The organism is Pseudomonas sp. R5-89-07, assembly GCF_003851685.1.
In the GTDB taxonomy this organism is placed as follows: Bacteria; Pseudomonadota; Gammaproteobacteria; order Pseudomonadales; family Pseudomonadaceae; genus Aquipseudomonas.
Genome location: NZ_CP027727.1, coordinates 1654664 through 1675776, shown reverse-complemented (window position 1 = coordinate 1675776; position 21113 = coordinate 1654664). Strand labels below are relative to the sequence as shown.

The following is a 21113-nucleotide window of genomic DNA, read 5'->3' as shown; positions in this document are numbered from 1 at the left end:
CCGCAGTGCACAGGCAACCATGAAAACTCAGACAGGAAATGAAGAATAGTCCGACAAGCGGGAGTTATCCCCTCTTACCCAGGACATAGACAGACCATAGCGTGGAGCCCGGCAGGAACTCCCGGCGATTCAAGACCTTGAAACCCGCCTGGCGAAACTCATCCTCAACCGGCGTGCGCGCGTTCACGGACACAATCACGGTGTCGCGACTGACCCGGTGAAATTCGCGCAGCAACGCCAGGCGCACCTCGGTGTTGGGCACATGGCGAAACAACTCCAGGCAGAAGATGCAATCCACCGCATTGGCTGAAAGGCCGATGGAAAACGCCGAGCCGGGGAATGTCTTGACACGTTTGAGCAACGCCGCCGGATGATGGGTGCGGGCATGGTCGAGCATGTCCTGGGAACTGTCCGAGGCCAGGATCACCCGGTTGACGTGCTCGCCCAGCACCGGCCAGAACCGCCCGGACCCGCAGGCCAGGTCCAGGATCAATCCCGGTTCTCCGGCTACCTTCAACGCATGGCGCACCAACCGTGCATCGCGCCACGCGGCCAGGCGCTGCAACAGGCCAAGCGGGCGTGTAGCACCGCAGACCCTGGCATGCTCACGGTCATAGCGCTCGGTGAATTCGGTCTCGATGGAAGATGGAGGCTGTGGCGACATCGCGGGCTCATATGGATATGACGAAAGTAAACGTCCTTGATCCGCAGCTTAACCACCGCAACGTGAAAAAAAGGTCGAAAGCCCGTCGACTCCTGCCGTTGATAATCCGGCACGTATGGGGTGTGCCTTGCCACCCTGCCCTGCGCTGGAAATAATGACCGCCCGACCTGCCCCAAGGACTCGACCGCATGAAAGCTCCTCTAGCCCTGTGTGTACTGGCAAGCGTGGCAACCACCGCGCTGGCCGATACCAGCCCGTCACGCCTCGACCAGGTGATCGAGCGTGGCACGCTGACGGTGTGCACCACCGGCGACTACATGCCTTACACCTCGCTGCGTGCCGATGGCCGCTATCAAGGCATCGACATCGCCATGGCCGAGTCCCTGGCCAAGAGCCTCAACGCGACGATTACCTGGGTGCCCACCACTTGGAAAACCCTGATGCCGGATTTTCTTGCGCAACGCTGCGACATTGCCGTGGGCGGTATTTCGGTGTCGCTGGAACGCCAGAAAAAAGCCTTCTTCAGCGAGCCGCTGGGTGTCGACGGCAAGATCCCGCTGGTGCGCTGCGCCGACGTGCAGCGCTACCAGAGCGTCGAGCAGATCAACCAGCCCCAGGTGCGGGTGATCGAGCCGGCGGGCGGCACCAACGAGGTGTTCGCCCGCGCTCACCTGGGCCAGGCGCAGATACGCCTGCACGACAATGTGACGATTTTTGACGAGCTGCTGGCGGGCAAGGCCGACGTGATGATCACCGACGCCAGCGAAGCGCGTTACCAGCAAAAGCAAAAGCCGGGGCTGTGTGCGGTCAACCCCGAGCGGCAGATGCAGTACAGCCAGAAAGCCTTCCTGCTGCCCCGCGACGATGTGGCCTGGAAAAGCTACGTCGACCAATGGCTGCACCTGAGCGTGGCGACCGGGGTGTATGAGGGCATCGTCAGTCAGTGGCTGGCGGCGCCTTGATCAACGCGACAAATGCCGCGCACGCGGCGCTGCGATAGGCGCCTCGGCGGCTCAGCAGCGCCGCCGTGCGGTGTGGCAACGGCGGCTCGATGGCCACGGCGCGTAATCCAGCCTGCGCCTCGGCGAGCGCCTGAGGCAGGATGGTTGCCAGTGACGTGTTGCGCACAACTTCAATGATCGCGCTGATGGAATTGGCCTGTATGGCGATGCGCGGTTTCACGCCTTGCTGGCGGCAGTAGTCATCGATATAGCGGCGCGTGGCAAACCCCGGATCGAGCAGCACCAGCGGCTGCTCGAACCACGCCAGGCGATCCACCTCGGGATGATCGGCCCGCACCACCACGCTCAACGCCTCGTCGAACAGCGCTTCGCAGTCGATATCCGCGCCATGTTCGCCGGTAAAGCCGATGCCGATATCCAGCAAGTCCTCGCCCAGCGCGGCCTCGATGCGGTCCTGGGTCAGTTCCTCGACGCTCAGGCTGATGCCCGGATACAGCCCGTGGAAGCGCGCCAGCAAAGGGCCGATCAGGTAGGCCGTGAACGTCGGCGTGATCGCCAGGCGCAGGTGCCCGCGGCTGAGGTCTTGCACGTCATGCATCGCACGGGTGCCGGCTTGCAGGTCCTGCAACGCCAGCCGCGCAAAGCGCACATAGGCTTGCCCCGCATCCGTCAGGCTGACGCTGCGCCCGGAGCGATCGAGCAGCGGCGCGCCCAAGCTGTCTTCCAATTGCTTGATCTGTTGCGACAGCGTCGGCTGCGACACATGCAGCGCTTCGGCGGCGCGGGTGAAATTGCGGTGCTCGGCGACGGCCAGCAGATAACGGATATGGCGCAGCAACATCGACGACGCTCCAACTATAGGTCGTACTTATAGCAACCATAATAAGCCGGTCTTGGACGCTATAGCTGAAAACTTTCATCCTTGCCCCATCAGCAACGCAAGGAGAAACACCATGCAGCACCTCATCGATGGCTTTCGCAAATTCCAGAGCGAAGCCTTTGCCCAGCGCAGCGACCTGTTCAAACACCTGGCCACCACGCAAAACCCCGGCACGCTGTTCGTGTCGTGCTCAGACAGCCGTGTCGTCCCGGAGCTGCTGACCCAGCAGGAACCGGGCGACCTGTTCGTCATCCGCAACGCCGGCAACATAGTGCCGTCCTACGGACCGGAACCGGGTGGCGTGTCGGCCACGGTTGAATACGCGGTGGCTGTACTCGGCGTGAGTGACATCGTGATCTGCGGCCACTCCGACTGCGGCGCGATGACGGCCATCTCCACGTGCAAATGCCTGGACCACCTGCCGGCCGTGGCCAACTGGTTGCGTCACGCCGAGTCGGCCAAGGTGATCAATGCCGCGCGCCAGCATGCCTCGGACGCCGCACGCCTGGATTCCCTGGTGCGTGAAAACGTAATCGCCCAACTGGCCAACCTGAAAACCCACCCATCGGTTGCCCTGGCGCTGGAGCAAGGCCGGCTGAACCTGCACGGCTGGGTATACGACATCGAAACCGGTGGCATCGACGCGCTGGATGGCCGCAGCGGACGCTTCCAGTCCCTGCTTGAACACCCGACCACCCGCGCCCACGCCGCCTGAACCCTATTCAACCCAGAGGACATCACCATGCTGCAATCGAACTTTTCCCAAACCCCACGCCTGGCCCTGGCCGACACCGTTATCGACCTCAAGGCGCGCAAGAACCTGTCCTGGCAGGACCTCGCCGACGGCACCGGCCTGAGCCTGGCCTTTGTCACCGCCGCGCTGCTCGGCCAGCATCCGCTGCCCAAGGACGCTGCCGACATCGTGTGCGACAAACTCGGCCTCGACCAGGACGCCAGCCGCCTGCTGCAAAGCGTGCCCCTGCGCGGCAGCTTCCCCGGCGGCGTGCCGACTGACCCGACGATGTACCGTTTCTATGAAATGCTGCAGGTCTACGGCACCACCCTCAAGGCCCTGGTGCATGAGCAGTTTGGCGACGGCATCATCAGCGCGATCAACTTCAAGCTGGACATCAAGAAAGTCGAGGACCCGGACGGCGGCTCCCGCGCGGTGATCACCCTGGACGGTAAATACCTGCCGACCAAACCCTTCTGATCACTGATTGACCGTCTACGCTCTTGTGATTCCAACAAGCACGAGGGACGGGTAAATGAAGACACTGCTGCGACTCACCTGGCTGCTGCTGTTGTGCGGTAGCCAGGTGCACGCCGTTACGGCCCAGGATGCAGACGCTCAAGCGGCCAAGGCATTATTGGAAAAAGCCCTGGCGTACTACCACAGCAATGGCGACAAGGCGCTGGCCGCGTTCAGCCGCCAGGGTGAGTTCATCGACCAGGACCGCTACGTCTTCGTGGTCGACACAAAAGGCGTGCTGCTGGCCAGCGGCGGCCCCTCTTCGGCTTTGATCGGACGCGACGTGTCCGAGGTACTCGGGCCTGATCTGCAAGCCTCATTCAAACAAGCCATCAGCGCGCCGGAAGGCCAGGGTATTCAGCAGGCCGATTATCGCTGGCAGAACTGGAATGACGGCAAGGTCGAAAACAAGCATGTGTTTTACCAGCGGGTGGGCGAGCGCATCCTGGCGGTCGGCTATTACCTGCCGCGAGCCACGCCAGAACAGGCGCGGGCGCTGCGTAACAAGGCGGTGAACGCGCTGGTGAAGGATGAAGCGGGGACGCTCAAGGCGATCAACTCATTGCAAGGCGGGTTCTTGCAGGATGATCTCTATGTGTTCGTGGTTGATCTGGACACGCGGCGCTATGTGGCGCATGGCACCAACCTGCGTTTGATCAATACGGATTTTGCCAAGGTCAAGGACCCGGATGGCAAGCCTGTGGGGGAGCCGATTCTTCAGTTGATGACCGAGCAGGATCAGGGCGAGTACAAATATCGGTGGAAGAATCCGGTGACGGGGAAGGTTGAGAATAAGCATGCTTATTTGCGTAAGACGGGGCGTTTGATGGTGGCCGTTGGGTATTACAGTCCCTGATTGATTGAGTACATATCCGTTATTTGGGTAGCGCCGGCTGGCGGTTCCGCTCTTACAGCGGCTCACTTTGGAAAAGCCCCAAAGTAAGCAAAGGGCTCTTGCCCCACCACTCGGCACCTCGCTCACGCTCGGTGTGCCCGTAATCCGACAGTGATTTGGGGGGCCGCCGCCACGCGCCATCCATGGCGCGGGGCGGCTAAACCGGCGTCCTGCCGGTTTACCCCCCAAATCCCTATCAGATTCCGGCCAGCGTGGTTTAACGGGGCGCTTAAGATCAAAAGCAAAGCAAAAGCAAAGCGAGGCGGCCTTAGAGCCGACCTGATCAGTGGAGGGTGCACGACCGCTCAGCCAATCAATAACCTGTGGTGAGGGAGCTTGCTCCCGCTGGACTGCGCAGCAGTCCCAGTCTTGAAGAGCGAGGGCCGCTTCGCGCCCCAGCGGGAGCAAGCTCCCTCGCCACAGTACGGCGCTCATCCTTGCGTATCTACGATGCGAAGCGAGTCGCTCTTGCTTTTGATCTCAGTCGCCCCGTTAAACCACGCTGGCCGAACGCAGGCTTGAATCCGTGGGTAACCCGGCAGGACGCCGGGTTAGCCGCCCTGCGCCATAGATGGCGCATGGCGGCGGCCCACGGATTCAAGCCGGAGTGAGGGCATGCCGAGCCTAGGCGAGGCACCGAGTGGTGGGGCGAGGACCTTTTGGTTACTTTTGGGTCCTTCCAAAAGTGACCCGCTGTAAGAGCGGAACCGCCAGTCGCCCCAACCTAAATAACGGATATGCCCCCATACCCCCAAGAGGTCGCCCCTAAGCCCTCAGCGCTTATCCTCACGCCCCCGCAACACCCGATCCGGCATCGCAACCGCCGCCGCCAACCCAAACAACGACACCCCCGCACTCACCATCAGCAAATGCCGAAACGTCACCGCCAACTCCCCGCGCAACGCATCCCGCGCTATCCCAGGCGCAGCGTTAAGCCCATCAAGCAACGCATTGCCCGAGCCGACCTCACCCATCAGCGCCCCGTTGGCAAAATGGGCAAAACTCACATCCTGCAGCAACGCCAGCAGCAACGCCGACATACACGCCACCCCCACCGCCCCACCCAGGGAGCGAAACAGGTTCGTCGTGCTGGTAGCCACGCCAATATCACGCTGTTCCACCGAATTCTGCGTCCCCACCAACGACGTCGGAAACTGCATCCCCGCAGCAATCCCGCACAGCAGCATGAACAACGACGTCACCCCCACCGCCTCGGGCGCACTGTAGGCCATGCCAAGAATCGCCAACGGACTCAACACAGCACCACTGAGGATCATCGGTTTATAGCGGCCCGTCACTGACGTCATGCGCCCAGCGAAATAGGCCCCCATCGGCAACCCCATCGCCAGCGGCAACAGGTGCAGGGCCGCGCTGTCAGCCCCGGCGCCGGTCACGGTCTGGTAACGCAACGGCATCAGCACGGTCAGGGAGATCGCCTGGAAGCTGGTGATGAAAATCGTGCACCAGCACAACACCGCGCTGCGGTTGACGAACAGGTGCATCGGCAGCAATGGCTCGCGCGCGCGGCGTTCATGCCATACGAACACGCTCAACGCCAACAGCGCACAGGCCAGCAGCCCGAGCACCTCGTCGTCATGCCAGGCATGGCCCTGGCCGATTTGCGTGATGCCGAGCAACAAGGCGGTCAAGCCGATGATCATCAACACGGTGCCGAGGTAATCGATGATCGGCTTGCGTTGCGGCACCGGTAACCCGACGAGGGTGCGATGGGCCACATACCAGGCGACCGCGCCCAGCGGCAGGTTGATCAGGAAAACCCAGCGCCAGGACAGGTATTGGGTCATGTAGCCGCCCAGCACCGGCCCGGCGACGCTGGCCACCGCGTACATGCTGCTGAAGTACCCCTGATAACGCCCGCGTTCACGGGGTGGGATGATGTCGCCGATGATCGCCTGGCTCACCGAGACCATCCCGCCGGCCCCGATGCCCTGGATAATCCGCGCCAGCACCAATTGCTCCATGCTCTGCGCCACGCCACAGAACAGCGAGGCGACGGTGAACACGCCCATGCCGATCAACATCATCGGCCGCCGCCCATACAGGTCGCCGAGCTTGCCGTAGATCGGCACCGCCACCGTCATCGCCACCATGTAGCCGGAGATCACCCAGGCCAGCAGGTTGACGTCATGAAATTGCGCGGAAATCGCCGGCATCGACACGGCGACAATGGTCTGGTCCAGCGCACCGAGAAAGATGGCCAGCATCAGTGCGGCGAGGATGCTGCGCACGGCGGGAACGGTTGGAGCGGGCTGATTGAGATGGGTCACGGCAAAACCTTCGAGCAGGGCCCGCAGGCAATGGCAGCCTGCGGGAATGCCCAATACGATAGCAGGCTATTGGATAGCCTCGTAAGGAAGCCCGACGTAATTTTCCGCAATGGTTTTGCGCCCTGCCTCGGAGTGAATGAAGTAGTCCAGTTCGCTCTCGGCAATGCGCTGGCTGAAGCCGTCCGCCCCGGGAAACTGATGCAGCATCGAGGTCATCCACCAGGAAAACCGCTCGGCCTTCCACACCCGCCGCAGGCAGATAGCCGAGTATCGTTCGAGCAATTCCACGCGCCCTTCGCGATACACCTTGAGCAAGATCCGAAACAGTGTGCTCACATCACTGGCCGCCAGGTTCAGGCCCTTGGCCCCGGTCGGCGGCACGATATGCGCGGCATCGCCGAGCAGGAACAGGCGCCCGTACTGCATCGGCTCCACCACGAAGCTGCGCAGCGGTGCGATGCTTTTTTCAATGGACGGGCCGGTGACCAACTGCTCCGCCAGGTCGACGGGCAGACGGTTTTTCAGCTCACCCCAAAAGCGCTCGTCCGACCAGTCGGCCAGCGGCTCCTGCGCGGGCACTTGCAGGTAGTAACGGCTGCGAGTCGGCGAACGCATGCTGCACAGCGCAAAACCACGGGGGTGCGTGGCGTACACCAGCTCCGGATGCACCGGCGGTGTATCGGCCAGGATGCCCAGCCAGCCGAAGGGATAGACACGCTCGAACACCTGCAGCGCATCGGGCGGAATCGACTGACGGGCCACGCCGTGAAAACCATCACAGCCAGCGACGTAATCGCACTCCAGGCGAAACGCCTGGCCCTGATGCTCGAAGGTCAGCCAGGGGCGATCGCTTTTCAGGTCGTGGGGCTGCACGTTGGAGGCTTCATAAAAGGTGGTGGCGCCGGCCGCGGCACGGGCGGCCATCAGGTCGCGGGTGACTTCGGTCTGGCCGTAGATCATCACCGACTGGCCGCCGGTCAGGGTCTTGAGGTCGATGTGGGTGAGTCGGCCGTTGCGCGCCACGGCGAAACCGTCGTGCACCAGGCCCTCGCTGTCCATGCGTCGGCTCACACCAGCCTCGCGCAGCAGGTCGACCATGCCTTGCTCCAACACCCCGGCGCGAATGCGGCCTTGCACGTAATCGGCGGTCTGGCGCTCTAGGATAAGGGTCTGGATGCCGGCATTGTGCAGCAGTTGGCCGAGCAGCAGTCCGGAAGGACCGGCGCCAATAATGGCGACTTGGGTTTTCAGCGTTTTCATTATTTTTATCGCCTGCAAGCTTCACCCGAACCGAACGAGTGAAAGAGTTGTCATTGGACTTGTGGCTGACATTTTTCACTTGAGCGAGCAGCATAAGAAGGTGAAAACTGCTTAAAAGCCTGCACTTTTTGCCAATCGGGGCGATTACCGAACCACTATCCTGAGTATCGGATTGAAACCATGACCAACACCGCGATTCCGGTCTTCAAGCTTTACGGGGAAAGCCAACAGTGGCCGACCCCCGATTTGTTGCACTGCGAAACCATTTCCCGGCGCAGTCGGGAATACCAGTGGGAAATCCAGCCCCACCGGCACGCGGACCTGTGCCAGTTGCTTTACGTGCACAAAGGCCAGGCACACCTGGAAATCGAAGGCCAGCGCACCACGCTCAACGAAGCGAGCCTGCAGGTACTGCCGCCGCTGTGTGTGCATGGGTTTCGCTTTTCCGAAGATGTCGAAGGTTATGTGGTAACGCTGTCGGCGCCGTTGGTCAGCCACTTGCAGGCGCAACTGGGCAGCACGGTCGACGGCCTGCACACCCTCGGCAACTACCCGGCGGGCAAGGACAGCGATTACCTCAACAACCTGTTCACCCGCCTGCAGGACGAATACGCCGACGAACAACCCGCGCGGGACATGATGATGCACGCGCTGGTCAGCTTGCTGCTGGTGTGGGTCAGCCGCCAGGCGATCCAGCGCCGCCATCCCAGGGCGCCTCGTAGCCGTGAATATTTCCGGCGATTCACTCAACTGGTCGAACAGCATTACCGCGAACACCCCAAGATCGAAGACCTGGCCCACAAACTGGGCATCTCGGTCTCACACCTCAATGGCACATGTCGGGAATTGGGCGGGCAGCCGGCCTTGCAGATCATGCATGACCGCCAGCTGTTGGAGGCCAAGCGCCTGCTGACCTACACCAGCATGACGATCAATGAAATGTCCGAGGTGCTGGGTTTTTCCGACCCGACCAACTTCTCGCGGTTGTTCCGTCGCAGGGTCGGATTCTCGCCCAAAGCGTTCCGCGAGCAGCTGAAGGCCGACCAGGCGTGACAGCGCTGGTGGGAGTCGGCTTGCCCGCTCCCACGGGGATCTTATTCAATCAGCTTTTGAATCAACGCAACGCGCTGAAACTGCCGCTGCGTGGCACACACAGGTCCTGATGGCAGCTGATCGCAAAGGTTGGCTGCATGCGGGTCTGTTCCACCCGGTACGCGGCGGTCCCGTACAGCGCGGTGGCTAATGCGCACAGGCTGAAAATCATCAGGTACTTCCTGGTCTTGATGCTCATGGCACACCTCCAGACAGATCTACACGGTGCTATCTAAAGCATAGGTCAGTCGGGGCAAGTTGCCATGATTGCCGGCCATTCAGCCGGCTTATATCGCTAAAGGCCCGTGTCCCACAACGGTTCCTCGGGAAAGCGCAGCACGAGGAAATCCAACAGGCTGCGCAATGCCGAGGGCATGTGCTTGCGCGAGGCGTATACCGCGTAAATATTCATCCGCCGTGGCTCGGCATCAGGCAGCAGGCGCACCAGTTCACCGCTGCGGATCAGGTCGCCGGCCTGATAGCTGGGGAGCATCGCCACCCCTGCCCCGGCCAGGGTTATCCGCAATAACGTGCTGGCCTCGTTGGCGGTGATATTACCGTGCACCGGCACCGACACGTGCTCGCCGTTTTCCTCGAAATGCCACAGGCTCTTGCCGAAGTAGGAATGAGTCAGGCAGTTGTGCCGGGCCAGGTCTTCGACTTTCTGCGGTGCAGGATGCTCCAGCAGATAAGCCGGCGTGGCGCAGACCACCGAGCGGCACACGGTCAGGCGCCGCGCAATCAGGTTGGGATCCAGGTCGTTGCTGGTGCGGATCGCCAGGTCGATACGCTCATCCACCAGGTTTACCGTGCGATCGAGCATTTGCAGATCGACCGTCACCAACGGGTAGCGTTTGACGTACTCGGCAATGGCAGCGCCCAGCTGCGCCTGGCCGAACGAGGTACTGACGCTCAGGCGCAACAGGCCCCGAGGCGCCTCATCCGGCTCGCTCACGGCGGCCTGCATGTCCCCGCACAGTTCCAGCAATTGCCGACAACGTGGCAGGGTTTCACTGCCGGCGGCGGTCAGGCTGAGCTTGCGCGTGGTGCGGTGCAGCAGGCGCGCGCCGACCCAGTCTTCCAGCTCGGCCAGATAACGTGAGACCACCGGGCGCGACAGGTCCAGATGATCGGCGGCGGCGGATTGGCTACCCAGGTCCACCACGGTGACAAACACGCGCATTGCTTGAAGACGATCCATGATTTGCCCGTTTTCAGAAACAAACTATGTCCCAGCATCGCATTTTTTGTAGCGTTTTATGCAACTAAGCTCTGTTCACCCCTTACCGATGGCAGGAGCTGCCCATGTTTTCGACTGTTAAACGCTTGACCCTGGCCACGGCCGCCCTGGCCTTCGCCGCCGGCGCCGTGGCGGCAGACCTGAAACTCGATGTGTACAACCCAGGCGAAGCGGCGATTTTCCCGGTCAGTTCGGTGCTGGTCAGCGGCGCCAAGGACGCGATCCTGGTGGACGCACAGTTCGGCAAGGGCCAAGCCGAGCAACTGGTGCAGAAAATCCGCGCCAGCGGCAAGCAGCTGACCACCATCTACATCAGCCATGGCGACCCGGACTACTACTTCGGTCTCGACACCCTCACCGCCGCCTTCCCCGATGCGAAAGTGCTGGCGCCACAAGCGGTGGTCGACCATATCAACGCCACCGTCGCCGACAAGCTGGCGTTCTGGGGCCCGAAAATGGGCGCCGACAAGCCGGCCAAGACCCTCGTACCGCAGGTACTCGAAGGCCATAGCCTGACGCTGGAAGGGCAGCAACTGGACGTCATCGGCCTGGACGGCCCGCAGCCAGACCGCAGCTTCGTGTGGATTCCGTCGATCAAGGCCGTGGTCGGTGGTGTGGTGGTCGCGCAAAACATCCACCTGTGGATGGCCGACACCCAGACGGCACAGTCCCACCAGGATTGGCTGGCCACCCTGCAACGCATTGAACACTTGAAGCCTGCAACCGTGATCCCCGGCCACTACCTGGGCACGCCATCGCCGGCCTCGGTGAAGTTCACCGCCGACTACATCAAGGCCTTCGACATCGAAACCGCCAAGGCCAAGGATTCCGCCGCCCTGATCGCGGCCATGAAAAAGCGTTACCCGACCCTCGCCGACGAGAGCTCGCTGGAACTGAGCGCCAAAGTCGCCAAGGGCGAAATGAAGTGGTGATTGGTTTTAAACCCTGACCTGACTGGAGAACATCATGAGCAAGATCGCAATCATTGGCGCCACCGGCCGTGCCGGTAGCCAACTGCTGGAAGAAGCGCTGCGCCGTGGGCATACCGTCACCGCCATCGCGCGCCATACCGACAAACTGGCCGTACGCCCTGGCGTCACGGCCAAACAAGTCAATGCCCTGGATGCCGACGCCCTGCAACAGGCCGTCAGCGGTAGCGACGTGGTGATCAGTGCGGCGCACTTTGCCACGTTGCCCGCCAGCGCCGTGATCGGCCCGGTGAAGAAGGCCGGGGTGAAACGCCTGCTGGTGGTGGGTGGCGCAGGTTCGCTGCTGCTGCCGGACGGCAGCCGGGTGATCGACAGCCCAGGCTTCCCGGCTGAATACAAGGCCGAAGCCAGTGCGGGGGCTGAGTTTCTCGATACGCTGCGTCAGGAGCAGGCACTGGATTGGAGCTTCCTGTCGCCGTCAGCCCTGTTCGACGGCACCGAGCGCACCGGTAAATTCCGCCTGGGCCAGGACGATCTGCTGGTCAGCAGTGAGGGTAACAGCTCGATCAGCTTTGCCGACTACGCCATTGCCATGCTCGACGAAGTGGAAACACCCAAGCACTCGCGCAAACGCTTCACCGTAGGCTACTGACACAACCGGGTAAAAATTGTGGGAGGGGGCTTGCTCCCGATAGCGGTGTATCAGTTAAAGATGTTCCAACTGAACCACTGCTATCGGGGGCAAGCCCCCTCCCACACTGAATCTTCATTGCTGTGATTGTTGCGCTTGGCTCACCAGCCAGTCCATCAATGCGATCAACCCTACCGACGGCTCCGTCCCCGGTGGATGCACCAGGTAATAACCCATCCCCGTCGGCACGCGCAGCTCGAACGGCATCGCCAGACGCCCCGCCTTCAGATCTTCGCCAATCAGCGCACTGTCGCCAATCGCCACGCCAGTCCCCTGTGAAGCCACCGTCATCGCCAAGTCCAATGTCTCGAAATGATGCCGCTGGGTTGGAGGGCTCAACTGGGTGTTGGCAGCCTTGAGCCACAAGGTCCAATCCCGCTCGTCCCGCGTCGGGTGCAGCAGCACCTGGTGCTGCAGATCCTGGGGTGTGCGCAAGCTGCCCAGCAACGCCGGGACGCAGACCGGAGTGAGTCGCTCATCGAACAAATGCCGCGCCAGGGTGGGCTGCTCGGCGTTGGGTGCATACACCACCGCCGCATCGAATGGCTCCCGACGAAAATCCACGCTGTAGTCCACCGTGGTGGTGAGCTCCACCGGTACGTCCGGGCGCTCCTTTTGCCACTGCAGCAAGCGCGGCAGCAGCCAGCGCAGGACACAGGTGGAAGCCTTGAGCTGCAGGGTGCGGTGGCGCTCGCCGACCTGCTCCACCGCGTCACCGATCAGGCCGAACACCTGCTGCGCGCAAAGCTGCCAGGCGCGCCCTTCTTCGGTCAGGCTCAACCCGCGCGCCTGGCGCTGGAACAGCGCGTAGCCCAAATGGCTTTCCAGCCCGGCGACCTGCCGGCTCACCGCGCCCTGGGTAATGTGCAACTGCTCGGCGGCGCGGGTGAAGTTGCAGCACTGGGCCGTGACCCAGAACGTGTGCAATGCGGGCAGCGGTGGAAAGCGTTTCATCGAAGCGCAGCCATGACGTGAGGACATGACCAGTATGACTTTTTATCGATTGTTGCCGCTACCGCCCAGCCGCTCCAATAGCGCCTCGACCCCCTGACAAGAGCGACCTGTATGGCAACCTGTGGCGAAGTGTTGGTGCACCTTCTGGAAAGTTACGGCGTGGACCACGTGTTCGGCATCCCGGGCGTGCACACCGTGGAGCTGTACCGCGGCCTGGCGCGCTCGCGCATCCGTCACGTCACCCCGCGCCACGAACAGGGCGCCGGGTTCATGGCCGACGGGTACGCACGCACCCGCGGCAAGCCCGGTGTGTGTTTTATCATCACCGGCCCCGGTATGACCAACATCACCACGGCCATGGGCCAGGCCTACGCCGACTCGATTCCGATGCTGGTGATTTCCAGCGTGCAGGCGCGCAGCCAGTTGGGCGGCGGGCGCGGCAAGTTGCATGAGCTGCCGAACCAGAGCGCGATGATGGCCGGCGTCGCGGCGTTCTCCCATACCTTGATGTCAGCAGCGGAGCTGCCCGGCGTATTGGCACGGGCGTTTGCGCTGTTCCAGGCCGGGCGGCCGCGGCCGGTGCATATTGAAATCCCGCTGGATGTGCTGGTGGAAAACGCCGATGCGCTGCTGGGCAGTGCACCTGTGCGCGTAGCGCGGGCCGGTGCGGCACCCTCGGCGATCAGGCAGATGAGCCAACTGCTCGCGGCCGCCAAGCGCCCGCTGATCCTGGCCGGTGGCGGTGCGATCGAGGCGGCCGCGGAGTTGACCCGCCTGGCCGAAGCGCTCGGCGCGCCGGTAGCCTTGACCATCAACGCCAAGGGCCTGCTGCCCGCCGCACACCCCTTGCTGATCGGTTCGACCCAGACGCTGCCGGCCACCCGCGCCCTGGTCGCCGAAGCCGATGTGGTGCTGGCCATCGGCACCGAGCTGGCGGAAACCGACTACGACGTGACCTTCGCGGGGGGCTTCGAGATTCCCGGCGCGCTGTTGCGCATCGATATCGACCCGGACCAGACCGTGCGCAATTACCCGCCCCAGGTGGCGCTCGTGGCGGACGCGCAAATCGCTGCCCAGGCCTTGCTGTCGGCATTGGGCGACGACCCGTTGCCACCGCGCCATGGCGACTGGGGCACGCAACGGGTCGCCCGTTTGTGGGCCGAGCTGTCATCCAGCTGGGACGCCGCGACCCACGCGCAAACGCTCTTTCTGAACACGGTGCTGCAAACGCTGCCGAATGCCGTACTGGTGGGCGACTCCACCCAACCGGTCTACAGCGGCAACCTGACCTTGAACCTCGACCACCCGCGCCGCTGGTTCAACGCCTCCACCGGCTACGGCACGCTGGGCTATGCCCTGCCCGCCGCCATCGGCGCCTGGCTCGGGCGTGGCGACGGGCAACCGGTGGTGTGCCTGATCGGCGACGGTGGGCTGCAGTTCACCTTGCCGGAACTGGCCAGCGCCGTGGAGGCACGCACGCCGGTGATCGTACTGCTGTGGAATAACCAGGGCTACGAGGAGATCAAGAAGTACATGGTCAACCGCGCTATCGAGCCGGTGGGCGTGGACATCTACACGCCGGACTTCATCGGCGTGGCGCAGGCGTTGGGGTGCGCGGCCGAACGCATAGCCGACATCGAGCAACTGCGTGGAGCACTGCGCGCCGCCGCGGATCGCCAGGGGCCCACGCTGATTGAAATCGAGCAGACAACCTGGATGGAGCAAACCCGCCCTTTATAAGCGACGCTCAGTTGGCCGCACTTTTTCAATAGCGCCTGCGACTTTCTGAGTTGCTCCACCGCTGCGCCCGTGGCCTGATTCGCGCTTGTTCATTCAAGGCAGGCCCATGGAAAACGTTCAGGCAAAACCCACCACCGCCGTGTGGCTGATGATCAGTGTGGTGCTGGTCGCCCTTAACCTGCGCCCGTCGATGGCGGCCGTCGGTCCCTTGTTGTCGTCGATTCGCATGGACGTGCCGCTGAGTTTCAGCAGTGCGGCCCTGCTGACCATGTTGCCGGTAATGGGCATGGGCCTGGCGATGTTCTTCGGCATGGGCCTGGCCAGGCGCTTTGGCGAGCACCGCAGTATCGTGGTGTCGCTGGCGGTGATCGGCGTGGCGACACTGTCGCGGTTGTGGCTGGATTCGGCACTTGAGCTGATCGTCAGCGCCATCGCGGCAGGCGTCGGGATCGCGCTGATCCAGGCCTTGATGCCGGCGCTGATCAAGTCGCGCTTTCGCGATAACGTTTCGTTGTTCATGGGCCTGTACGTCACCGCGATCATGGCCGGCGCCGCGCTGGCCGCGTCGTTTTCGCCGTTCGTGCAGGTGCACACCGGCAGTTGGCGCGTCGGCCTGGCGATATGGTCAGCTCTGGCGTTGCTGGCTTTGGTGTTCTGGTACGCGCAGCGCACAGCGCTAGCGCCCCTGCCCCCTGTCGATAGCGACCCGCAGGCGTCCTTTTTCGGCAATCGCCGGGCCTGGTTGCTGGCGCTGTTTTTTGGCCTCGGCACGGCGTCCTACACCTGTGTGCTGGCATGGCTGGCGCCGTACTACGTCGAGCAGGGCTGGAGTGACCAGCAGGCCGGTTTGCTGCTGGGTTTACTGACCGCCATGGAGGTCGTCTCCGGCCTGGCAACCCCCGCTATCGCCAACCGCCGCCGGGATAAACGCGGCGTGATCGCGGTCTTGCTGGTGCTGATCATCATCGGCTTCTGCGGCCTGATCCTCAGCCCGCAGCACCTGAGCCTGCTGTGGCCGTGCCTGCTCGGCCTGGGTATAGGCGGCCTGTTTCCGATGAGCCTGATTCTGTCCCTGGACCACCTCGACAACCCGCGCCGTGCCGGTGGCCTGACCGCGTTCGTGCAGGGCATCGGCTACCTGATCGCCGGGCTGTCGCCCCTGATCGCCGGGATGATCCGCGACCAGCTAGGCAGCTTCGAATGGGCCTGGTGGTCGTTGGCGGCAGTGGTGGTCGTGATGCTACTGATGATCACCCGCTTCAATCCGGAGCATTACGCGAAACATATTCGCTGAGGTCGTGTTGTAAACACTATTTGTCCCACTCAAAACATAGAAGAGTCCTACAGAGCTTTCTATTGGTACGAGCGTTCCGTTAACATTTTGCCCAGTCTTGTACTGAGTTCGGTACAAAGGGTTTACGGACGAAACCGATGCTAAACAGTAACTTGCTCAGAAAGCTCGATATGCAGGACTTGATGGTGTTTATCGCTGTCTACGACCAGAGCAGCGTTACCGACGTGTCCGAAACACTGTTCGTCAGCCAGTCCACCGTGAGCTACAGCCTGAAGAAACTGCGCACCAGTTTCGAAGACGAGCTGTTTATCAACACACGGGCGGGCATGCGTCCGACGTACAAGGCCATCACGATGTATGGTCACGTGCAGAAAATCCTCGAAAGCATCAACCTGTGCCACGCCGGTGGCCAGGCCTTCGACCCGACCCGCAAGGCCGTCACCTTCAACGTATGCGCCCCGGAATACTTCGAACAACTGATCCTGCCGCGCCTGCTGAAAAACTTCGACCGCGCCGACCTGCCGGTGATCGTCAACGTGCAGAAGCTGGAAACCGAGATTCCCGCCGACGCCTTGCGCGAAGGCGGCCTCGACCTGGTGATTTGCTTCGGCCCGAACTTTCACCGCGCCCATAAAGATTTCAAAAGCCAAATGCTGCTAGAAGACGACCTGGTGTGCGTCTTCGACAAACGCTCGGCGCCCCGGGAAGCGGCGTTCAGCCTGCAAACCTTCGTCGAGCGACGCCACGTGTTTCCCACGCCCTGGACGTCCGATACCAACATGATCGACGGCTGGTTGACGCGCCAGGCCCACAAGCGCCAGGTGATTGCGCGGGCCAACAGCTACAGCGCGGCGTTGAAGTTGATCAGCGGCACCGACTTCATCGTGACCCTGCCCCGCCGTATCCAAAAACTGCTGGCGTCGACCTCGGCGTACGGATGTTGCGAAGCCCCGAACGGTTTGCCGGGCTTTACCCTGGAGATGCAGTGGAACGAAACCAGCGAACAGGACAGCGCCAATACCTGGTTTCGCGAGCAAGTGGTGAAGGTGTGTGAGGAGCAGCTGCAAGCGGCAAGTTGAAAGCGGCAAGAGGTGCCTGGGTCGCTGTTAGCTTGGCGCTTGCCGCTTTTAACTCCCCACTGCTTGTTTGCTGTAGGCGTCGCGGTCTATGTCACGCAGTTCAACGCTCAATTGCACCTGCACACCTTCAGGCCACGGGCCCAGGTCCTGCAGCACTGCGAGCAGGCTTTGCGACAGTTGTTGCTTGATCTGCGGGGAGCGCCCACTGAGCAATGCCAGGCGTACGGCGACAAAACCCCGCGCACCCAAGCCGGTGCCTACGCGAAAGCTCTCGACTTTCGCCGCACGGCTCTTGATATCGAACTCGGCGCCAAACTGACCGGAAGCCACCAGCGCATGGTTAAGGCGCAACAGCGCTTTGTCGGTGTCCAGTTGCGCCAGGTTGGCGGTGTATTCCAGGTGCAGATGAGGCATGGGTTTCTCCGGTTTTATTGTAGGAAGTTAGGTGAATATACAGCATGCAAACAGGCCTCAGACCTGTAGGCCGAGCCCTCGATCACTCATGAATGCCTCCAACCGCGAGCGCATCCAGCGTTCCGCCGGGTCGGTGTCGACGTGGCTGAGCCAGACCATGGATAAGTCCAGGGTCGGCGTTTCAAATGGAAATGCCTCGCAGAACAGGTTGCCGCCGGCGGCCATGGCCTGGGCGGTGTAGTCCGGCAGGCTGGCGATCATGTCGGTGCCAGCGAGTAACGCCGGGAGCGAGCTGTATTGCGGCACAGACAGCACCACATGCCGCTTGCGGCCAATCTCCGCCAGCCACTCATCGGCAAACCCGGCCACGTTGGCGGTGTGGGACACCAGCACGTGGGGCCGTGCGCAATATTCGTCGAGGGTCAGCGGTGTATCGGACGCATCGGCGCGCAACAGGCAAGGCCGGATATGGCGCAACAGCTTACGCTTGGCATTGGCCGGCAGGCCACGGGTCTGGGTAATGCCAACAGTGATATCGCCGGAGGCCAGCAGGTCGGGAATGCGCCAGTAATCCACATGCTGCACCACGAACACCACCTGCGGCGCTTCCTGGCGCAGCGCCCGCAGCAGCGGCGGCAGCAGGCCGAACTCGACATCATCGGACAGGCCGATACGAAAGGTCATGGTGCTGATGGACGGGTCGAAATCGTGGGTCAGGCTCAAGGCCGACGACAGCGAATCCAGCGCCGGAGACAGGTGCTGAATGATTTCCTCGGCGCGCGCGGTGGGTTCCATGCGGTGACCGACGCGGATGAACAACGGGTCATTGAACAACGTGCGCAGCCGATTGAGCGCCGAACTGATGGTCGGCTGGCCGAGAAACAGCTTCTCCGCCACCCGCGTCACGTTGCGCTCGAGCATCAGCGCTTCGAAGACCACCATCAGGTTGATATCGGCCTTGCGTAATTCATTGCGATTCATCGGCGCCTGCCCCTTCCCCAAGACAAGCCGCAGTTTAGAAAGGCAATGGGATGGCGTCTATGTCGATAGACGCATCGGTTTCTATTTGGTCGCGGGTTTCATGACCACCTGCGGCCCCGGCGCCTGCTCCTGTCCCTGACGCAAGCGCAGCGCCGCCAGCGCAGCGATCACCAGCACCACGGCAATCACTTTCAAGCCATTCATTGCGTTGCCGGTGCTCATCTCGATCGCGCCCATCACCGATGGCCCGACAAACCCGCCCAACAGCCCGCACGCATTGACGAACCCCAGCCCGCCCGCCAGCGCCACGCCCTTGAGGCGCGAAGCCGGATACAGAAACACAATCGACTGCACCACAAAGAACATCACGGCCGACAGGCAAAAGCCCAGCAGGCTGAACACCGGCCCCGACACCGAGGCGATACCCAGCCCCAACGCCATGGTCAGCAGCCCGGTAATCAACAGGCGCCGCGCACGGCCTGGCGTGGTCGCAAAACGCGGCAGCAGCACGGCGCCCAATGCAGCGGCAATCCATGGCAGAGAGGTCAGCAAGCCGACGTTCATGGTGCTCAGCTCGCCGTATTTGCTGATGATGCTGGGCAGGAAAAAGATCACCGTATAGACCGTGATCTGATGGCAGAAGTACACAAAGATCGCCAGCAGGATTTGCGGGGTCAGCCAGTTTTTCAACGCGTGACCGCCCTCGCCCGCACCCTCTTCGGTTTCCAGGGCGATGCGTTGTTCAATCCCACGTGCCTCTTCGGCGGACAGCCATGGCGCCGTGCTCGGGCGATCCGGTAATTTGCGCCACACCACCCAGGCAAACGCCACTGCCGGCAGGCCTTCGAGCATGAACATCCACTGCCAGCCGTGCCAGCCGAGCAAGCCGTCCATGCGCATCAAGGCTGCGCCCAGCGGCCCGCCGATGATGTTGGCCAAACACACGCCGAGCAGGAAATAACCGGTGGCCCGCGCCCGCTGTTCGCGGTTGAACCAATAGGTCAGGTACAGCATTACTCCTGGAAACAGGCCGGCTTCGGCGATGCCCAGCAACAGGCGCAACACGTAGAACGAGGTTTCGCCCTGTACGAAGGCCATCGCCGCCGAGATCAGGCCCCAGGTGACCATGATGCGGGCGATCCAGAAGCGTGCGCCGACCTTGTGCATGATCAGGTTGCTGGGGATTTCCGACAGCGCATAGGTCAGGAAAAACAGCCCGGCGCCCAAGCCGTACGCCGCAGCTGAAATGCCCAGGTCGACGTCCAGGTGATGCTTGGCCAAAGCGATATTGGTGCGGTCCAGGAAACTCAGGATGTAGGCGATGATCAGCAGCGGCATCAGTTTGGCGAACATCAGCTTGTTCAGTGCCTGGGGTTCGCGGGCTGCGGTGGTCTTGGCGCCCATCAGTAGTTCGCTACGCATGGTGTTATCCCCTTATTGTTGTTGTGCGGGATGCCGGCCGCGCCGTGACGCGGCCTTGGTTTCAATTAAAAAACGGTATTAGAAATTGACTTGGTCGCGCCCCTTGAGCCCGAGGATTTCCCGTGCTTCGTCTGGCGTCGCGACCCGGTGCCCGAGGGCTTCGATCACTGTGCGAATACGCCGGACCTGGTCGGCATTCGACGCCGCCAGCTTGCCCGGGCCATCCCACAGTGAATCTTCCAGGCCCACCCGCGCATTGCTGCCCATCGACAGGCCCATGGTCGCCAACGGAATCTGCCCACGCCCGGCGCCGAGGATTGACCACACGTAATCGTCACCAAACAGGCGGTCGGCGGTGCGGCGCATGTGTGCCAGATCTTCCGGGTGCCCGCCGATACCGCCACGCAGGCCGAACACCGATTGGATGAACAGCGGCGGTTTGAGCAGGCCGCGCTCCAGGAAATGGGCGGCGGTGTAGAGGTGGCCGATGTCGTAGCACTCGATCTCAAAGCGGGTGCGGTTCTCAGCGCACGAATTGAGGATGTGGGTGATGTCGCGGAAGGTGTTACGGAAGATCCGGTCGTCACTTTCTTCCAGATAAGGCCGCTCCCAGTCATGCTTGAATTCGGTGAAGCGGTTGAGCATTTCGTACAGGCCGAAGTTCATCGAGCCCATGTTCAGTGAGGCCAGTTCCGGCTTGAACTGCATCACCGGTTGCAAGCGCTCTTCCACGCCCATGGTCGGCGCGCCGCCGGTGGTGATATTGATCACCACGTCACTGGCGGCTTTGATGTGCGGCAAGAACTCGGCGAACAGCGCCGGGTCCTGGCTGGGACGACCGTCAAGCGGGTCACGGGCATGCAGGTGAACAATCGCCGCGCCCGCCTCGGCGGCGCCGATGGCGGCGTCGGCAATTTCCTTGGCGGTGATCGGCAAATGCGGCGACATCGATGGCGTGTGAATGGCACCGGTCACGGCGCAGGTGATGATGACAGGTCGATTTTTGGACATGACGATTCTCCGACTTTTATTCTTATGAAAAAAATCCTGGGTGCAGCGCGATGTGTTCTTGCGTG

The 21113-nt window shown here is 62.2% G+C and carries 21 protein-coding genes; 10 read left to right on the top strand and 11 right to left on the bottom strand.

Annotation, left to right across the window (positions count from 1 at the left end; all coding sequences use genetic code 11):
* Positions 1-64: 64 nt before the first annotated feature.
* Entirely contained in the window at positions 65-664 is a 600-nt protein-coding gene (locus tag C4J94_RS07690; protein WP_124385620.1) for a class I SAM-dependent methyltransferase, read from the bottom strand.
* A gap of 188 nt (positions 665-852) precedes the next feature.
* On the opposite strand from C4J94_RS07690, the gene C4J94_RS07685 reads away from it, so the two are divergent.
* The gene (locus tag C4J94_RS07685) at positions 853-1626 is read left to right on the top strand and encodes a transporter substrate-binding domain-containing protein (protein WP_124385619.1); all 774 of its coding nucleotides are present in this window, start codon (positions 853-855) and stop codon (positions 1624-1626) included.
* On the opposite strand, the gene cynR is transcribed toward C4J94_RS07685, so the two are convergent.
* Positions 1601-2467 carry a transcriptional regulator CynR gene (gene cynR / locus C4J94_RS07680; RefSeq protein WP_124385618.1) on the bottom strand — a complete coding sequence of 289 codons (867 nt, stop codon included), beginning with the start codon at positions 2465-2467 and terminating at the stop codon, positions 1601-1603. The genes C4J94_RS07685 and cynR overlap by 26 nt on opposite strands.
* Positions 2468-2579: 112 nt before the next feature.
* Here cynR and C4J94_RS07675 point away from each other — a divergent pair, with 112 nt between their 5' ends.
* The 3 genes from C4J94_RS07675 to C4J94_RS07665 are packed head-to-tail and all read left to right on the top strand — an operon-like array spanning position 2580 to position 4614.
* Entirely contained in the window at positions 2580-3221 is a 642-nt protein-coding gene (locus C4J94_RS07675; protein ID WP_124385617.1) for a carbonic anhydrase, read from the top strand.
* Between the two features lie 27 nt (positions 3222-3248).
* Positions 3249-3719 carry a cyanase gene (gene cynS, locus C4J94_RS07670; RefSeq protein ID WP_124385616.1) on the top strand — a complete coding sequence of 157 codons (471 nt, stop codon included), beginning with the start codon at positions 3249-3251 and terminating at the stop codon, positions 3717-3719.
* Between the two features lie 55 nt (positions 3720-3774).
* The gene (locus tag C4J94_RS07665; RefSeq protein ID WP_124385615.1) at positions 3775-4614 is read left to right on the top strand and encodes a cache domain-containing protein; all 840 of its coding nucleotides are present in this window, start codon (positions 3775-3777) and stop codon (positions 4612-4614) included.
* An 812-nt stretch (positions 4615-5426) separates the two neighbouring features.
* Here C4J94_RS07665 and C4J94_RS07650 read toward each other — a convergent pair.
* Both C4J94_RS07650 and pobA read right to left on the bottom strand, forming a co-directional pair.
* Positions 5427-6941, bottom strand: a complete 1515-nt coding sequence (locus C4J94_RS07650) for an MDR family MFS transporter (protein WP_124385614.1) — start codon at positions 6939-6941, stop codon at positions 5427-5429.
* A 66-nt stretch (positions 6942-7007) separates the two neighbouring features.
* Positions 7008-8192: a 4-hydroxybenzoate 3-monooxygenase gene (pobA, locus tag C4J94_RS07645; protein WP_177413479.1), complete on the bottom strand. Its 1185-nt coding sequence runs from the start codon at positions 8190-8192 to the stop codon at positions 7008-7010.
* Positions 8193-8381: 189 nt separating this feature from the next.
* Here pobA and C4J94_RS07640 point away from each other — a divergent pair, with 189 nt between their 5' ends.
* Entirely contained in the window at positions 8382-9254 is an 873-nt protein-coding gene (locus tag C4J94_RS07640) for a helix-turn-helix domain-containing protein (RefSeq protein ID WP_124385612.1), read from the top strand.
* Positions 9255-9315: 61 nt separating this feature from the next.
* Here the strand turns inward: C4J94_RS07640 and C4J94_RS27580 are convergent, their stop codons facing one another.
* Both C4J94_RS27580 and C4J94_RS07635 read right to left on the bottom strand, forming a co-directional pair.
* Positions 9316-9492 (bottom strand): hypothetical protein, encoded by a 177-nt coding sequence (locus C4J94_RS27580; RefSeq protein ID WP_164485562.1) that lies wholly within the window; start codon positions 9490-9492, stop codon positions 9316-9318.
* 96 nt (positions 9493-9588) lie between these two features.
* Positions 9589-10494: a LysR family transcriptional regulator gene (locus C4J94_RS07635; protein WP_124385611.1), complete on the bottom strand. Its 906-nt coding sequence runs from the start codon at positions 10492-10494 to the stop codon at positions 9589-9591.
* 104 nt (positions 10495-10598) lie between these two features.
* On the opposite strand from C4J94_RS07635, the gene C4J94_RS07630 reads away from it, so the two are divergent.
* Positions 10599-11465 (top strand): MBL fold metallo-hydrolase, encoded by an 867-nt coding sequence (locus C4J94_RS07630; RefSeq protein WP_124385610.1) that lies wholly within the window; start codon positions 10599-10601, stop codon positions 11463-11465.
* A 34-nt stretch (positions 11466-11499) separates the two neighbouring features.
* Positions 11500-12114: an NAD(P)-dependent oxidoreductase gene (locus C4J94_RS07625; RefSeq protein WP_124385609.1), complete on the top strand. Its 615-nt coding sequence runs from the start codon at positions 11500-11502 to the stop codon at positions 12112-12114.
* Between the two features lie 114 nt (positions 12115-12228).
* Here C4J94_RS07625 and C4J94_RS07620 read toward each other — a convergent pair whose 3' ends face one another.
* Positions 12229-13107: a LysR substrate-binding domain-containing protein gene (locus tag C4J94_RS07620; RefSeq protein WP_124385608.1), complete on the bottom strand. Its 879-nt coding sequence runs from the start codon at positions 13105-13107 to the stop codon at positions 12229-12231.
* A 111-nt stretch (positions 13108-13218) separates the two neighbouring features.
* On the opposite strand from C4J94_RS07620, the gene C4J94_RS07615 reads away from it, so the two are divergent.
* The 3 genes from C4J94_RS07615 to C4J94_RS07605 all read left to right on the top strand — a co-directional run bounded on the left by C4J94_RS07615 (position 13219) and on the right by C4J94_RS07605 (position 17220).
* The gene (locus tag C4J94_RS07615) at positions 13219-14847 is read left to right on the top strand and encodes a 5-guanidino-2-oxopentanoate decarboxylase (RefSeq protein ID WP_124385607.1); all 1629 of its coding nucleotides are present in this window, start codon (positions 13219-13221) and stop codon (positions 14845-14847) included.
* A 106-nt stretch (positions 14848-14953) separates the two neighbouring features.
* Positions 14954-16141 carry a cyanate transporter gene (locus C4J94_RS07610; protein ID WP_124385606.1) on the top strand — a complete coding sequence of 396 codons (1188 nt, stop codon included), beginning with the start codon at positions 14954-14956 and terminating at the stop codon, positions 16139-16141.
* Positions 16142-16278: 137 nt separating this feature from the next.
* Positions 16279-17220 (top strand): LysR family transcriptional regulator, encoded by a 942-nt coding sequence (locus tag C4J94_RS07605; protein ID WP_124385605.1) that lies wholly within the window; start codon positions 16279-16281, stop codon positions 17218-17220.
* 48 nt (positions 17221-17268) lie between these two features.
* Here C4J94_RS07605 and C4J94_RS07600 read toward each other — a convergent pair whose 3' ends face one another.
* From C4J94_RS07600 to C4J94_RS07585, 4 genes are all read right to left on the bottom strand, one after another.
* On the bottom strand, positions 17269-17634 hold the full coding sequence (locus tag C4J94_RS07600) for a 5-carboxymethyl-2-hydroxymuconate Delta-isomerase (RefSeq protein ID WP_124385604.1): 366 nt from the start codon (positions 17632-17634) through the stop codon (positions 17269-17271).
* Between the two features lie 57 nt (positions 17635-17691).
* A complete protein-coding gene (locus C4J94_RS07595; protein WP_124385603.1) occupies positions 17692-18615 on the bottom strand; it encodes a LysR substrate-binding domain-containing protein in 924 nt (307 codons plus the stop codon).
* Positions 18616-18696: 81 nt separating this feature from the next.
* Positions 18697-20037 carry an MFS transporter gene (locus C4J94_RS07590; RefSeq protein WP_256657661.1) on the bottom strand — a complete coding sequence of 447 codons (1341 nt, stop codon included), beginning with the start codon at positions 20035-20037 and terminating at the stop codon, positions 18697-18699.
* A 78-nt stretch (positions 20038-20115) separates the two neighbouring features.
* A complete protein-coding gene (locus C4J94_RS07585) occupies positions 20116-21048 on the bottom strand; it encodes a 3-keto-5-aminohexanoate cleavage protein (RefSeq protein WP_124385602.1) in 933 nt (310 codons plus the stop codon).
* Between the last annotated feature and the right edge of the window lie 65 nt (positions 21049-21113).

Excerpts from the sequence above, each read along its gene's own strand:
- C4J94_RS07690 (WP_124385620.1), bottom strand. The coding sequence starts at position 664 with ATGTCGCCACAGCCTCCATCTTCCATCGAGACCGAATTCACCGAGCGC.
- C4J94_RS07685 (WP_124385619.1), top strand. The coding sequence starts at position 853 with ATGAAAGCTCCTCTAGCCCTGTGTGTACTGGCAAGCGTGGCAACCACC.
- cynR (WP_124385618.1), bottom strand. The coding sequence starts at position 2,467 with ATGTTGCTGCGCCATATCCGTTATCTGCTGGCCGTCGCCGAGCACCGC.
- C4J94_RS07675 (WP_124385617.1), top strand. The coding sequence starts at position 2,580 with ATGCAGCACCTCATCGATGGCTTTCGCAAATTCCAGAGCGAAGCCTTT.
- cynS (WP_124385616.1), top strand. The coding sequence starts at position 3,249 with ATGCTGCAATCGAACTTTTCCCAAACCCCACGCCTGGCCCTGGCCGAC.
- C4J94_RS07665 (WP_124385615.1), top strand. The coding sequence starts at position 3,775 with ATGAAGACACTGCTGCGACTCACCTGGCTGCTGCTGTTGTGCGGTAGC.
- C4J94_RS07640 (WP_124385612.1), top strand. The coding sequence starts at position 8,382 with ATGACCAACACCGCGATTCCGGTCTTCAAGCTTTACGGGGAAAGCCAA.
- C4J94_RS27580 (WP_164485562.1), bottom strand. The coding sequence starts at position 9,492 with ATGAGCATCAAGACCAGGAAGTACCTGATGATTTTCAGCCTGTGCGCA.
- C4J94_RS07635 (WP_124385611.1), bottom strand. The coding sequence starts at position 10,494 with ATGGATCGTCTTCAAGCAATGCGCGTGTTTGTCACCGTGGTGGACCTG.
- C4J94_RS07630 (WP_124385610.1), top strand. The coding sequence starts at position 10,599 with ATGTTTTCGACTGTTAAACGCTTGACCCTGGCCACGGCCGCCCTGGCC.
- C4J94_RS07625 (WP_124385609.1), top strand. The coding sequence starts at position 11,500 with ATGAGCAAGATCGCAATCATTGGCGCCACCGGCCGTGCCGGTAGCCAA.
- C4J94_RS07620 (WP_124385608.1), bottom strand. The coding sequence starts at position 13,107 with ATGAAACGCTTTCCACCGCTGCCCGCATTGCACACGTTCTGGGTCACG.
- C4J94_RS07615 (WP_124385607.1), top strand. The coding sequence starts at position 13,219 with ATGGCAACCTGTGGCGAAGTGTTGGTGCACCTTCTGGAAAGTTACGGC.
- C4J94_RS07610 (WP_124385606.1), top strand. The coding sequence starts at position 14,954 with ATGGAAAACGTTCAGGCAAAACCCACCACCGCCGTGTGGCTGATGATC.
- C4J94_RS07605 (WP_124385605.1), top strand. The coding sequence starts at position 16,279 with ATGCTAAACAGTAACTTGCTCAGAAAGCTCGATATGCAGGACTTGATG.
- C4J94_RS07600 (WP_124385604.1), bottom strand. The coding sequence starts at position 17,634 with ATGCCTCATCTGCACCTGGAATACACCGCCAACCTGGCGCAACTGGAC.
- C4J94_RS07595 (WP_124385603.1), bottom strand. The coding sequence starts at position 18,615 with ATGAATCGCAATGAATTACGCAAGGCCGATATCAACCTGATGGTGGTC.
- C4J94_RS07590 (WP_256657661.1), bottom strand. The coding sequence starts at position 20,037 with ATGCGTAGCGAACTACTGATGGGCGCCAAGACCACCGCAGCCCGCGAA.
- C4J94_RS07585 (WP_124385602.1), bottom strand. The coding sequence starts at position 21,048 with ATGTCCAAAAATCGACCTGTCATCATCACCTGCGCCGTGACCGGTGCC.